The 14,315-nt window shown below is 35.2% G+C and carries 14 protein-coding genes; 4 read left to right on the forward strand and 10 right to left on the reverse strand.

All coding sequences use genetic code 11. From position 1 onward, the window contains the following. The first annotated feature begins 72 nt into the window (after nt 1-72). Nucleotides 73-1,650 carry a DUF8728 domain-containing protein gene (locus AC4AGG_RS05030; protein ID WP_489770895.1) on the forward strand — a complete coding sequence of 526 codons (1,578 nt, stop codon included), beginning with the start codon at nt 73-75 and terminating at the stop codon, nt 1,648-1,650. 37 nt (nt 1,651-1,687) lie between these two features. Here the strand turns inward: AC4AGG_RS05030 and AC4AGG_RS05035 are convergent, their stop codons facing one another. The 6 genes from AC4AGG_RS05035 to pdhA form a co-directional block, all read right to left on the reverse strand. Next, nucleotides 1,688-2,569, reverse strand: coding sequence for a PDC sensor domain-containing protein (locus AC4AGG_RS05035; RefSeq protein ID WP_489770896.1), 882 nt, complete (start codon nt 2,567-2,569; stop codon nt 1,688-1,690). Further along, entirely contained in the window at nt 2,566-3,243 is a 678-nt protein-coding gene (radC, locus tag AC4AGG_RS05040; protein ID WP_489770897.1) for a RadC family protein, read from the reverse strand. Before radC ends, AC4AGG_RS05035 begins: the two co-directional genes overlap by 4 nt. A gap of 53 nt (nt 3,244-3,296) precedes the next feature. Beyond that, entirely contained in the window at nt 3,297-3,863 is a 567-nt protein-coding gene (locus tag AC4AGG_RS05045; protein WP_489770898.1) for a murein L,D-transpeptidase catalytic domain-containing protein, read from the reverse strand. Between the two features lie 41 nt (nt 3,864-3,904). Beyond that, the gene (locus AC4AGG_RS05050) at nt 3,905-4,570 is read right to left on the reverse strand and encodes an ABC transporter ATP-binding protein (protein WP_489770899.1); all 666 of its coding nucleotides are present in this window, start codon (nt 4,568-4,570) and stop codon (nt 3,905-3,907) included. A 141-nt stretch (nt 4,571-4,711) separates the two neighbouring features. Beyond that, nucleotides 4,712-6,313, reverse strand: coding sequence for a dihydrolipoyl dehydrogenase family protein (locus tag AC4AGG_RS05055; protein WP_489770900.1), 1,602 nt, complete (start codon nt 6,311-6,313; stop codon nt 4,712-4,714). Between the two features lie 107 nt (nt 6,314-6,420). After that, a complete protein-coding gene (pdhA, locus tag AC4AGG_RS05060) occupies nt 6,421-7,422 on the reverse strand; it encodes a pyruvate dehydrogenase (acetyl-transferring) E1 component subunit alpha (protein ID WP_489770901.1) in 1,002 nt (333 codons plus the stop codon). 107 nt (nt 7,423-7,529) lie between these two features. Here pdhA and AC4AGG_RS05065 point away from each other — a divergent pair, with 107 nt between their 5' ends. From AC4AGG_RS05065 to AC4AGG_RS05075, 3 genes are all read left to right on the forward strand, one after another. Further along, a complete protein-coding gene (locus AC4AGG_RS05065; protein ID WP_489770902.1) occupies nt 7,530-8,141 on the forward strand; it encodes a phosphatase PAP2 family protein in 612 nt (203 codons plus the stop codon). A 1-nt stretch (nt 8,142) separates the two neighbouring features. Then, nucleotides 8,143-8,628, forward strand: coding sequence for a BlaI/MecI/CopY family transcriptional regulator (locus AC4AGG_RS05070; protein WP_489770903.1), 486 nt, complete (start codon nt 8,143-8,145; stop codon nt 8,626-8,628). Nucleotides 8,629-8,834: 206 nt separating this feature from the next. Beyond that, a complete protein-coding gene (locus AC4AGG_RS05075; RefSeq protein WP_489770904.1) occupies nt 8,835-10,616 on the forward strand; it encodes a DUF4153 domain-containing protein in 1,782 nt (593 codons plus the stop codon). 98 nt (nt 10,617-10,714) lie between these two features. Here AC4AGG_RS05075 and AC4AGG_RS05080 read toward each other — a convergent pair whose 3' ends face one another. From AC4AGG_RS05080 to AC4AGG_RS05095, 4 genes are all read right to left on the reverse strand, one after another. Beyond that, nucleotides 10,715-11,107, reverse strand: coding sequence for a VOC family protein (locus tag AC4AGG_RS05080; protein WP_489770905.1), 393 nt, complete (start codon nt 11,105-11,107; stop codon nt 10,715-10,717). Nucleotide 11,108: 1 nt separating this feature from the next. Continuing rightward, entirely contained in the window at nt 11,109-11,606 is a 498-nt protein-coding gene (locus AC4AGG_RS05085; protein ID WP_489770906.1) for a GNAT family N-acetyltransferase, read from the reverse strand. Between the two features lie 134 nt (nt 11,607-11,740). Further along, complete coding sequence (locus AC4AGG_RS05090; RefSeq protein WP_489770907.1) at nt 11,741-13,015, reverse strand: HupE/UreJ family protein; 1,275 nt, start codon at nt 13,013-13,015, stop codon at nt 11,741-11,743. A gap of 159 nt (nt 13,016-13,174) precedes the next feature. Continuing rightward, nucleotides 13,175-14,302, reverse strand: coding sequence for a DUF3500 domain-containing protein (locus AC4AGG_RS05095; RefSeq protein ID WP_489770908.1), 1,128 nt, complete (start codon nt 14,300-14,302; stop codon nt 13,175-13,177). Between the last annotated feature and the right edge of the window lie 13 nt (nt 14,303-14,315).

Below are 14,315 nucleotides of genomic sequence, written 5' to 3' on the forward strand. Positions count from 1 at the left end.
AGATAAAAAAGCATCTGAAAATTTAATCATTTACTTTTCAATTATTTACTTACATAATTTTGGTCTATAAAAATGAATTTCTACATCAAACAGTTACTCATCTATTTACTTGTTGTCTTGGGATATGTAGTGATGGGGCTGATAAGCACTCATGGAAGATTCATTTATCCTATAGACGATGCCTATATTCATCTTGCTATCTCCAAAAACTTTGCATTACATCACGCGTGGTCAATTAATCAAGTAGGGTTTGATAGTGCATCTTCATCGACTCTGTACACATTGCTACTTTCATCATTAATAAAATTATTTGGAGTATCAGAGTACTATCCTTTAATCATCAATCTTATTGCAGGTTCTGCTACGGTAATTGTTTTTGTAAAGTATTTATCCAAATATTACGGTAATCCCGAACAAAAACTGGGGCTCTTTCTTTTGATACCATTTACCCTTCTTGCAAGTATGACGGTTCTCGGAATGGAAGTCACCCTACAAATGTTTCTGACTACCACACTATTCTACTTTTTAAAGAAATTTGAATTAAAACAGGACAAAAAATCAGATTTTCTATATCTTAATCTCACTCTATTTTTTCTCAGTGCGACACGTTACGAAACGCTTTTCATTACGGCAGCAATTGTATTTGTCTTTGCACTTAACAATTATTGGAAGAAGATTGGGATTATTTTGTTCTCATCACTATTACCCATAACGATTTTCGGTCTGATCTCCCTTAATCAAGGAGGACACTTTTTTCCTAACACGGTACTGCTCAAAGGCAATGTTCCCAACGGAAGCAATCTATTTTATACCATTTTCAAGGGTATTTTCCTCAATTTTAGCTTTTACAAGTGGCTTCTGATTCCTTTTCTCCTTCTATTTATTTATATGAAAGAAAAGTATCGAGGTAGTTTTATTAATGGGATTAAAACTGAAATACTCCTTGTTATCGTCGTAATTATGGGGCTATTACATAGTATTTTTGCTATTCTTGAGTTGAGATACGAAAACTACATCATGATTGCCTTGCTATTGGTCATCATTCCGATTATTGCTAAAGTCTTTCAATCATATCAATCTTCAAAATCAGAAAGAAAATCAATTGGAAATTTAATAAAATTTGGTTTAGTCATCGGTATCTTTTTTATCGCTTATTATCGTTTTTTCTATTACACTAATGCGAATTTGACCGCTTCCAGAGGAGTATATCAGCAGCAATTCGAAATGGGAAAATTTGTTAAAGAGAACTACCAAAATCAAAATGTAGCTGCCAATGATATTGGAGCAATTGCCTATTTTGGAGACTGCCATCTTACCGACTTAGTAGGGCTTGGAACAACAGAAATAGCAACATTTATCTATGAAAATCGATTTCTAGAGAGGTCTCAATTTCAAAAAAAGATGAAAAGCTTTTATGAAAATTATGCTAAAGAAAAACACCTAAAAATTGCAATTATTTACCCCAATTGGTTTGAAGGCACGTTGCCTGACAACTGGATTCCTGTTGGGCATTGGACTAGAGAGCCAGGTTACGGAACAGCGCAACCAACCGTTGTTTTTTACGCCATGAATGATCAAGAAGCAAAAATTTTAAGACAGAAACTTCTGAAATTCAAACTTAATCCAAAGGTCATGCAAGGAATCTATTAGAAGTTCTTTTTACCCAAATCAATTTCTAAAAAACTATCTAAATGATCCTTTGAAAAAGCTTAGAATAAGCAATATAGTTTTTTTTTGCCGCTCCAAAACTTTCATTAAACATAGCAATTCCAGAATTAGAAGATCCTTCGAAATCTAGAAATTCACTTATATTACAATTTTCTTTAATAAAATTGTTTAACAAAAATGCAAAAGCGCCTTTGAATCTATTGTCCGTATCACGTGAAGAAAATAAGAGATAATTTCTCCGTCCTGATTTTGCAATCAATATTTGCGAAATAACTTCATCGCCGTTGATAAGTTTGCGATAATACAATCTTTCTCTTTCATGTATATTAATCACTAAGTTTTTGAAAATATGCGAATCATAAATCGCAGAAAATTGTGGATATTTTAGTTTTAAATCTGACAAAAACTCATTGTAGTCAAAGGTATCACTAACCACCAAGTCCATTTTTTCAATACGTCGAATATCTTTTTTTCTATCTTTTTTGAAATTCGAATAAAGCTCTAAATATGACGAATTAAGACTAAGAAGATGGTTATCCATCCTTCTTCCTTCAACCGCGAAGTCGGCATAATTATCTTCATTAAATTGGTAAGACCGAATAATACTACTTTTGAATTTTGTGAGGAAGGAAGTAAATTGTTCTTCATCAAGCTTATTAATCGAAAAAACGCCCAATTGTTGACAAAGATTAGGTTGATACAAATACTTAATACCAAATTTAACTTTGTAAGGCAAAGGCATCACAGCATCATAATCGCCATAAATCAAACAATCCCATTTATAATCCGTAACAGCATCAAGATACCAATCTTCGGCATAAATTCGTGATTCCTTAGAATTCAATACACAAGCATTGTATTTATTCCTATCAATATTTTTGTGTAGAATCTTCTTAATCATAATAAACCTTCATCAGCAAAGCTGAAGTATGAATTTTGAGTGATAATTAGGTGATCCAGCAATTGGATGTTCATAATTCGGCCTGCTTCGCCGATTTGCTTGGTAATTTTGAGGTCTTCTTGACTTGGTTTAAGATTTCCGGACGGATGATTGTGCGCAACAATAATGGCGGTAGACAATTGCTCCAAAGCTGTTTTAAAGAGAATTCTAATATCAACAATCGATTGATTGATGCCACCATTGGTTAATTGAGTTTTAAAAACTACCCTGTTACTTTGATTAAGAAACAAAGCCCAAAACTCTTCCGTTCTGAGGTCTCCAAGGAAAGGTTTCAAGAGAATAAAAGCATCATTACTGCTTTCGATTTTCTTTTTTTCGGGAACTTCCTGAGCTCCTCTTCTACGACCAATTTCTAAGGCCGTTGCAATCGAAATGGCTTTGGCTTCTCCGATGCCTTTAAATTTCATAAAATCCTGAACAGAAAGCAACGACAATTGATGCCAATTGTTATCTACAGAATCCAGAATTCGTCTTGCTAATTCGACAGCCGTTTCATCGCGATTACCACTTCCCATTATAATCGCCAATAACTCTGCATCCGAAAGTGCGTTCTTACCTTTTAGTAAGAACTTTTCTCTGGGTCTGTCGTCTTCGGCGAGAAATTTTAGGGACACAGTCTTATAAGTGATATTTAATTAATGATAAATGATATTGAATCTAAACAAATTTAATAAAAAGCATAAAGAATAATCGGTTTTTTAGAAGAATCTATATACTTTGCCACCGTTGTAAAAAACGTGGGTGAAAGCATGGGACAACCCAAACTTAAACACGTTGGACTTTTTGATTCATCATCAGGAACGCAACTCAAAGAATGTAGAACAATAGCTCTTGTCATTGCATTACTATTGGTCTTATCCAAACCTTTCAGTCGATAAGACTTCCCAAACTGTCCAACATATGAACTTGCTATCTGATATTTGCCTAACGAACTTTGATAAGAGCCTTCAATATTGCTAAAAACTAAATCTTTCCCTTTTTGCGAGCCTGAGCCATGAGCAACAATTCCTTTTTCTAAAACTTTGCTATTCTTTAAATCATAAACAAAAAAACGAAATTTGTTAGAAGGAATTCTGAAGTCAATAAACATTGCAAGATCTTGATTATAGGACTTGCCTTTAACAAAATTCTTAACCTCCGAGACTTTATCACTTTTCACAAAAGTTGATGCACTCTGCGATTTCCCATTACAGGAAAGTAAAATGAATAAAGCAAAAAGAATGATTTTTTTCATTGTTTTCAAATTATTTCAGCCCTTTCAATGGGGATGAAGCTCTACAAAATCAAGCCATCTTTCATTACTAATTTTCGGTCAGTAATCTCGGCCAGATTAGGGTTGTGAGTGACCACAACAAAGGTCTGATTGTATTTGTCCCTCAAATCAAAAAATAAACGATGCAAATCGTCTGCATTCTTCGAATCCAAATTTCCAGTTGGCTCGTCAGCAAAAATAATTTTTGGAGAATTAATTAACGCTCTGGCAACAGCAACACGTTGCGCCTCTCCTCCAGAAAGTTCGTTAGGCTTGTGATGCAACCTTTCAGCGATTTTGAGGTCTTCAAAAATAGAAATTGCCTTCTCCATCGACTCCTTTTCATTCTTACCTGAAATTTTCGTCGGCAATAGAACATTTTCTAAAGCTGTAAACTCAGGCAACAACTGATGAAACTGAAAAACAAAACCTATATTTTTATTTCTAAATCGAGACAACTCCTTATCCTTCATATTGAGGAAAGTTTGGTCATCTAAGAAGATTTCTGTTCCATGCTCCTTGGGATTACTCGGATAATCCAAAGTCCCCAAAATTTGCAAAAGCGTGGATTTGCCAGCGCCAGATTCGCCGACGATAGAGACCACCTCTCCTTCTTTGATATGGACATCTACTCCTTTGAGCACCTTAAGGTTTCCGTACGATTTATGAATATTTTTTGCTGTAATCATAGATTTCAAAAATACAAATTAGATTTGAGATTAGCTGAATTGCAGATTATAAATTTGAAACAAAAATTCCTCCCAAAAGAGGAGGAATTTTGAATTTATTTTAATCAAAGTTAGCTTTACAGCCTCCAAAAGATTATTTCATTAAAGCAACATTGTCAAAGGTTGCTCAAGATACATTCTTAAAGTTTGTAAGAATTGTGCTCCAGTTGCTCCATCAATCACTCTATGGTCGCAAGCCAAAGATAGTTTCATCGTGTTACCAACAACAATTTGACCATTTTTAACGACTGGTTTTTCGATGATAGCACCTACAGAAAGAATCGCGGAATTCGGTTGATTGATAATTGATGTAAATGTTTCAATTCCGAGCATTCCCAAATTAGAAACTGAGAATGTAGAACCTTCCATTTCACTCGCTTTAAGACCTTTTGATTTAGCTCTTGAAGCCATATCCTTCACCGATGCCGAAATCTGATTATAGTTCATAAAATCAGTATTCTTCAACACAGGAACAACTAATCCATCAGGAATTGCTACTGCTACACCAACATTGATGTCTCCATGATGTACAATTTTATCTCCTGCCCAAGATGAATTAACTTGAGGATGCTTTCTCAAAGCCATTGCAACTGCCTTGATAACCATATCATTGAAAGAAACTTTGGTATCAGGAACAGAATTCATTTCTTTTCTTGCTTCGATAGCCTTATCCATGTCAATTTCCACCATCAAATAATAGTGAGGAGCGGTAAATTTGCTTTCAGAAAGTCTCTTCGCAATAATATTTCTTACTTGTGAATTAGGTGTTTCTGTCGTTTCTCCAGATACAAAATTCATTGCCACTTGTGCAACAGATTGCTTCGCTTCGCTCGCAATAACAGGACTTACACTTGGTTGGTAGCTCTCGATATCTTTTTTAACGATTCTGCCATTTTCTCCAGAACCTTTTATTGTTGAAATATTAATTCCTTTATCTTCAGCCATTTTTTTAGCTAAAGGAGAAATTGCAATTCTCGAATCAGAATTTGTAGAAACAGCAACAGTTGCAGCTGGTTTTTCAACATTGGTTGGTGTCGCAGGCGCAGCTTTTCCACCACCTGCAATTACTCCAGAAACATCAGTTCCTGCAGGACCGATAATCGCCAAAATAGTATCTACTGGTGCAGCTCCACTTTCGCCAACTCCTTGATAAAGCAGAGTTCCGTTAAATTCTGATTCGAAGTCTTGAACGGCTTTATCTGTTTCGATTTCAGCGATAATATCACCTTCTTTTACAGAATCACCTACATTTTTATGCCACTTCGCTACCTTCCCTTCCGTCATAGTATCCGAAAGTCGAGGCATATTAATCACTTCTACACCTTCAGGTATTACAACATTTGCTGCTGCTTCAATTGAGGTAGACTGACCTTCTGTTTTTGATTCTTCGTCAATTTGTTTCTCAATAGATTTTTCTGTTCTTCCTTCATCAACCATTCCACCTTTAAGAGCAGAAATATCTTCTCCCTGATTTCCTATAATTGCTAAAACCGAATCAACAGGTGCTGCATTGCCTTCTACTACACCTTGAAAAAGTAGAACACCGTTAACCTCTGATTCAAAATCTTGAACAGCTTTATCGGTTTCGATTTCGGCGATGATGTCGCCCTCTTTTACCGTATCTCCAACTTGCTTGTGCCATTTCGCCACTTTTCCTTCCGTCATAGTATCCGAAAGTCGGGGCATGGTTATAACTTCTGCCATAGTTCTTTTATTTGAAAATTGGATCATTTGATCATTTGGTAATTCCGAAATGCAAAATTCTCAGCATTTTCAAATCACCAAATTACCAAATCAACACATTATTTTTTTTAGTTTTCTAATTTGTCTAAGAAAGGATAGTCTTGTTGAGCGTAAACATATTCGTAGATTTTCTCCGCATCTGGATACGGAGAGTTTTCCATGAAATCAATACACTCCTCAACAAATTCTCTTGATTTGTTATCCATCTGCTCTAATCCTGCTTCAGTAGCCCAATTATTTGCTAAAATTCTTGATTTTACCATTTCGATTGGATCATCTTTCTTATGAATCTCTACTTCTTCCTTGCTTCTATATGGTTCTGCATCAGACATCGAGTGACCTCTATAACGATATGTTCTTGCCTCGATGAAGGTTGGACCATCTCCTCTTCTTGCCCTTTCGATAGCTTCATAAGCAACTTCAGCAACTTTTTCAGGATCCATTGCATCAACTGCAACACATGCCATTTCGTAACCTAAACCAAGTTTATAGATATCTTCGTGATTAGCAGTTCTTTTGACAGAAGTACCCATTGCGTATTGATTATTTTCAACAACGAAAACCACTGGAAGCTTCCAGTTCATCGCCATGTTGAAAGTCTCATGAAGAGAACCTTGTCTTGCAGCTCCATCACCAAAGAAGGTAATATTAACTGCTTTTCTGTCATAATATTTATCTGCGAATGCAATACCAGCTCCCAAAGGAATCTGTCCTCCTACAATCCCATGTCCACCATAAAAACGGTGCTCTTTGCTGAAAATATGCATAGAACCACCCATACCTCCAGATGTTCCAGTTGCTTTACCACACAATTCTGCCATAATCCTTCTTGGATCAACACCCATCGCCATTGGATGGATATGACAACGATATGCAGTAATCATACTGTCTTTGGTAAGGTCCATCGCATGTGTAAAACCAGCAGGAATAGCTTCCTGACCGTTGTATAAATGCAAAAACCCTCTAATTTTTTGTTTAAGATAAAGAGAACGACATTTGTCTTCGAATCTTCTCCACATCGTCATATCTTCGTACCACTTAAGGTAAACTTCTTTGGAAAATTCCTTCATAGATATTTGAAATTAATACGCAAAAGTAGGAAAAATCTTTCTTTTTTTTGACAATACTTTCTGTAATTTATCACAAAAAAAGTATTTTTGATTTCACAATTACAATAATGATCGATTCTCAAGAAAATAAATCGCCAATTCTACTGAAAATTTCCAAAATTTTTTCTGATTTTTTCAACCCGCTTAATTCCCTTTTTATCTACTTCTTGTATTATAGCATCATGCACTATACTTGGAGTGAAGCATTGTATGAGTTCTGGCCCATTTTATTAATACTGATACTCCCTATTATCTTATGGATTTTTTGGAATGTCAAAAAGGGAAAATATACCAACGCAGACGTTTCTAATCGCGAACAAAGAAAGACATTGTATATCTTCATCGCAGTAATGATGGTTATTTACCTTGGCTTTATGTATTTTGTGCGAGAACAAGTTGACATGACTGTGTTATTCCTCTTTGCATTGCTTATCCTAATGCAAATAAGTAATTTCTTCATCAAAAGTTCTATGCATACCGCTTTGAATTTTTATACTGCAGCACTATTTTTCACACAAAGTTGGACCATGGGATTCATTTGGTTAGGAGTATCGATTTTGGTAGGTGTCACCAGAATTATACTTAAACGACATACCCCCAAAGAAGTTTTAATGGGAGCTGCATTATCGATTATCATTTCTTTTATTTATCTTTATGCCTACATCCAAAGTCAACATTAATATGAAGCAAAATACTCTTACAGCGGTAGAAGAACAACTGATGATGTTATTATGGGATTTGAAAACCTTCTATCTTAAAGACATTATCGAGAAACATCCTGAACCTAAACCACATCAGAATACAATTTCCACCTACACCAAGTTTCTAACGGAAAAGGGCTATCTGAAAACGGAGAAGGAAGGGAGAATTTTCAAATATTCGGTAGCAATTCCTTTTGAGGCCTACAAAAAACAAATGCTGAAGAACTTCGTTGACGCCTATTATCATGGTTCGGGGCAAGAATTACTAAAATCGCTGGTTGAAGGAAAATATCTGACAGCGGAAGATTTTAACTCTTATTTGGATAACGGAAATTCAACGGCTCCTTCTCCAAAAGTTGAAAAGAAGAACGAAATTGCAGATTACATTAAAGAGTTGACCGAGTCCAAATCCAAAAAGAAAAAGGACAAAGACAAGAAAAAGAAAAAGGATAGGAAAAAGAAATGAAAACAAAACATGCCTTAATCATTTTCGCGATTGGTATTATGCTGCATCTACTTGGAGCCTTATTAAAAGTTTTGCATTTGGGGAATGGAAACCTAACTTTATCGATTGCAATATTTATTGAAGTAATAGGTTTTATATTATTGGTTTACAAACTAATTACACATCCTAATATCTAAAGAATTTTTTCAATAAGTAATTGAATCATTATGTTAAAAAAGGTCCACCATCTTGCATCAAGAGCAGCTAACGTTTTTTTCATTTATCCAATGGTAATTACCATGGCAATTATTGCCGCTGCCTTAGGAGCCTATCTTATCGAAAACCATCTTGATAAAGACTTTACCAGCGTAAAACTTTTGATTATAAGTTTGCTAGGAATCTCCGTGATGTTTGCTGCGAAAATGCTCTCACAGCGAATTGGTAAGAAATATCTGTTAGAGGTTTTGTCGTTATCATTCTTGGTAGGCTACTATTTTATTCTTCCTGATACAGAAAGGGATTTCAACGATACATATGTTTTTGTCCTATTGCCAACTTTTATTTTATCCCATTTATTAGTCGCTTTTGTCGCCTTTATTGGAAGAAAATACAAAGAACTGAGCTTCTGGCAATTCAACAAAAATCTATTTATAAATATCGTTTTAACGGGTATCTTCACAGGTGTATTGGCTGGTGGAATTATGCTTGCGATTGTTGCGGTAGACCAGCTTTTTGACTGTCATTTTGAGGATAGAGTCTTCGGTAGAACTTTCTACTTTTTATCCATTTTGGGAAGTTGCTTTATCTTTTTGATGTTTGATGAAAATGGTCTTCCCTACCTTGAAAAAGAAAGTGAATATCCCATCATCTTGAAGTTTTTCACTCAGTTTGTACTCATTCCTTTATTGATTATCTATCTCGTTATTTTATATTTCTATTCAGGGAAGATATTAATCACGAGTGAGCTTCCTAGAGGATGGGTATCGTATCTAATATTGGCGTATTCCATTGTTGGAATTTTGGCTCAACTTCTCGTTTATCCATTAAAACAAGATACCTCAAAAACATGGATAAGGATTTTCTCAAAAACATTCTATTATACATTAGCTCCACTCTTAATTTTATTATTTGAAGCAATTAATACCAGGATTTTGGAATATGGATTCACGGAACCAAGATATTTTGTTTTTCTCTTAGCAATTTGGTTAACCGTAGTTGTCGCCTATTTTATCCTCTTTAAAAAAGCCAATATCAAGTTCATTCCAATGTCATTATTTACATTTGGATTGTTTGCTTTGATATTTCCCTACTTCAACGCATTTTCTGTCTCTAAAAGAAGTCAAAAAAAGGAATTGATCGAAGTTTTGGATAAAAATGGACTTCTTGAAAAAGGTAAAATCACCTTCAAAAAAGCACTGCCTTTCGAAACAGTGGAAGAGATAACTTCGAGATTTCAGTTTTTGACAGACCGAAAAGAAACTGCTTTTTTATTAAATTATATCCCTGAAAACGAAATCAAAAGATTCCAAAAAGAGTTTGAAAAAGGAGGACGTTCTGTAAGCCAAATGATTTATGACGATTTTAACTCTACTGGAAGAATCAAATCCGAATCGTATAAAATATTTTCTGCTCAGAAAAGCTTTGAAATACAAGGTTATGAGCGATGTTTCGTAGCTGATAATGAAAATGATTTAACATTTGATGGAAATACCTATTCTTTTGCAGAAGACACAAGTTTAGAACCAAATCAGTTTAAATTTAATGGTGAGATTATTGACTTGACGCAAGACCTTGTGAAGATGATTAATTCTTCGAAAAAACTATCGAATCCAGACTATGAAGACCAAGTCAATATTAATGAACAAGTTGCCGTTGATAAGACTGTTAAAGGTTATCAATTGAAATTCATCATCAAGAAAATTGAAGTTACAAAAAGTGAAGGAAAACCTTTAGAAGTTACAATCCTAAATTATCATGATGACTTCGTTATTCTGGTGAAAAAAATGTAATTTCTTTCCATGGATTTCTGAAAAACGACTCAGGAAAGTTGGATTGATATTATTAAGAATTTATTAGAAAATCTATGACCAAAATTTTGGTGAATTAGCTAAAGTCTTTCTGCAAAAGCGATAACATGACCATCAGGATCAGCAAAATAGCATACGCGGTCTCCCCAATCTCGGTCTTCAATAGGGCTTATGAGTTTTGCTCCGATTGCTAAAGTATTTCGAAATTCGTCCTCAATGCTTTCTACATAGAGATACAATTCACATCTTGGAATTTGGTCTCCTAAATCTGGATGAAGCATTTGGTCTCCTAAAATTTTTGCAATCCCTTGATTAGGCATCAATCCTAACTTGCAGTTTTCGTTGAAGTTAAACTCCGTCATCCCTGGAACATCAAGATGAGGAACTTGCCGAAAAAGCTTGGAGTAAAATTCGGCACTCTTTTGCTGATTCTTAACGTACAAAATGGTCTCAACAAGTCTAATGTGTTTCATTTTACAAATCTAAGGTATATAACCAATATCTTTTACCTAATCGTTGGTCTATTTCCTTCAAAACTTTGAAACCTAAGTTCTCATAAAGTCTAATGGCATTACCCATCATTTCGGATGTATGAAGTGCAATTATCTTCTCGCTATTGAGCTTGGCAAAGTCAATACACATTTCGGTGAGTTTTCTTCCAATTCCCTGTCCACAGAATTGAGGAGAAACCGAAACAAAACGAATGTAGCACCAATCTTTATCATAAATATCAGTTGGATTACCTTTAGGGACCAGAAAAGCCATTCCGACAATTTGTTCATCAGAAGTACAAACAAGCGCTTCCGATTTCTCAAGTAAATCTTGATAGGTCTCCATGTTGGAAATATTTTTCGACAAATTTTGCCAATTTTCAGGAGTTAATTGTGATTGAAAATGACTCCAAGAAGCAATCCCAAGATTCCGACAGCCTTGTACATCTGCTAACGTACCTTTTCTATATTGATGTTCCATACTACAAGTTATTTATCTATTCTTGCTTGCTTCCCATAACAAAAGTAGCATTTTCTTTAAGTTTAATCATAAAAAAGCCTGCCCCCATTTGAAAATAAGAAGCAGGCTTTACATTTAATAATTAGCGAAATATTTTACTTTTTCACCATTTTTATGATCATTAAATATCCTATCGTAAAAACTGCCAATCCCATCACGACATAAATTCCATAATCAGCACTGTTTTGTAATGGTAAGGAGATAAAGTTTGGTTTTCCTGTATATCGTTCCATCATCCAAGCAATAGCTGCGATTCCTGCTAAAGAAGCGCCTACGATTCTTACCCATTTGTAGATTTTGTACGGACTTAATAACAAAAACCAAGGCATTACAATCAATATAACAAAGATTTGCATCAACTCAATCCCAATATTGAAGCCTAAAAGACTTAAAATAAACTTCCCAGAATCCAAATGAAGATTAGAGAGTATGGTTGCAAACGCCAATCCGTGAATTAAACCAAAACCCGCTGCAACATAGATTTCTTTGTTAGGAAAAAGAGGTTTTATAGCGTGGATTGCGGTTACCAAAATCGAAAGCGCAATGAGGATTTCCACCCATTTTGTATTTGGACTTAGAAACCCCAAAGAACCAATCAATAACGTTATAGAATGTCCGATAGTGAAGGCTGTGACAATTTTAAGAATGCGAATCAGACTGTATTTTGCACTTCCCGTTTTTACCCAATTTCCATTTGCCGCGATTAATGGTGCGGAAAGTAATAAAACCAATAGAAATAATAAATGATCCGTTCCTTCGGAAATGTGCTCTATCCCAAGAAGGACCATTCTCTTAAAACCTTTCCAATTGCTTCCTTCCTCCAGATTAACTTTGAAGGGTGCAACTTCTGCGGTATCAATATTAGCGGTAATGGAACCGACTTCCGTATTTCCATTTTCGATTTTTCCGTTTTCCCAATCTTGACGAATCGCAACTAAGGTCTTGTGAGTAATCACTTGATGAGCTATTCCATCATAGTAAATGGTAAATTTTCTCGTGTTTTCGTTGTCTTTTGGAGTGATGGTGATGAAAGCTATTAGCTCTTGATACTTTCCTGTCGCTTCTTGTTCATCGGTTTTTATTTCTAATTTATTGAGCTTAATCTCCCAATCTTTTCCTGATTCTCCTTTGATTTTGAAATGAGAAACAATATAATTTCTCAAATCATTTTCGTGAGTTTTCAATAATGTGCCTGTATTTTTGGTCACGTCATATGGAACCGCAAACTGAAGTTCCTTCAAAGGGAGTTGTAATTCGCAATTAATACTTTTGGAATGTACATCCAACAACATCATCGTATTTGGCATTGGATGAGCGAATAAGAAACACAATGGCAACGTTAAGAATAATAGAGAAAGTATTTTTTTCATTGGAAAATGTTCACGCTTTAATTGAATTAAAAAAGAGTAGCAAATTAAGGGAATTTCGGTTTAGTTTTTTTGAAACTTAAATAAAACCCAAACAAACGCATGATTTGTTTGGGTTAAAGTATTATTGCATAGTTCTTATATTAGATCGAAATCTCAATATTATTGATAAGTCGTTGCATAGTCGTTCACTTTATCTCTCCAAATAGAGTGATAATGAACTCCACTTAAGATCACACCACTTTGCGCACTGTATTCGATCCAAACGTGAGGACCATTAATTCTGAAATAATCTCCTTGAGTTGTCATTGAAGTACTTCCACTGTATAATACATAAGTACTGCTTAATTCTGAAGAATAAGTCGACAAAATAGTTGCAGCGTTGGTATCATCGATGTCATTAACATAAGTTTTAATGGCATTCAATAACAATGTTTGTTGAGCCGTAGTTAATGCACTTCCGGCAATTCCGGAATACGTGGTAGGAAAACTCCAATTAACAGTTGGTCCACAGACCAAATCACCAAAAGAAGAACTTGATTTTGCCGTTGCCAATTGAGTACTCGTTAAACTCGCTAAAAACGCCACGAAAGCATCTTTTTCCTGAGAAATTGGAGAATAGGAAGTCCCACTTGATGTAAAAGTTGTTGGCTCAACTGCTGCAAAATGCGGAGTTGCAGAAACTAAAGAACCATTTTTATAAGTATTAGCAACTGTTTTGTGGTGGCCAGTAAACATGATTTCGAAAGTTCCTGAACTTGCAGGTGTTCCAAAAAATGCAATATAGTAATTTCCAGAACCATAAGTACTTCCACCACCATTAGCATATAAATAATCATCCGCCAAAAGAAGTTGCTGTACTTCTACATAACCTTCGTTAGCTGTTGTTCCGCTCATCTCTTTTACAATTGCTTTTGCCAAAGCAACTTGAGTAGAGTTTAAATCTCCTAAACGAAGTCCTTTTCTTGCAGACATTGCAGCAGGAAGATTAGACCACGTTTTGATGTTAGACCAAGTGTAACTTTGATAAAGTGTCGATTGTTGAGTTGTCGAAAGCGATGCTTTGAATTGCTCGCAAAGACAAATCAATTTTGACACTCCGCTTAAAGACGTACATGCCGATGGATCACTTGCTGTTACCGCAGAAACTCCAGTCGTCCCGACGGCGTTAGTCGAAGTCGTCCCGCTCGAATCATCAGTGCTACTGCTTGAATCATCGTCATCATTACATGAGAACGCAAATGTCCCCAACACAATACCTAAAATTGCGAATAGTTTTAATTTTTTCATTACTTATAATTTT

The organism is Chryseobacterium sp. CG10_8, assembly GCF_058117085.1.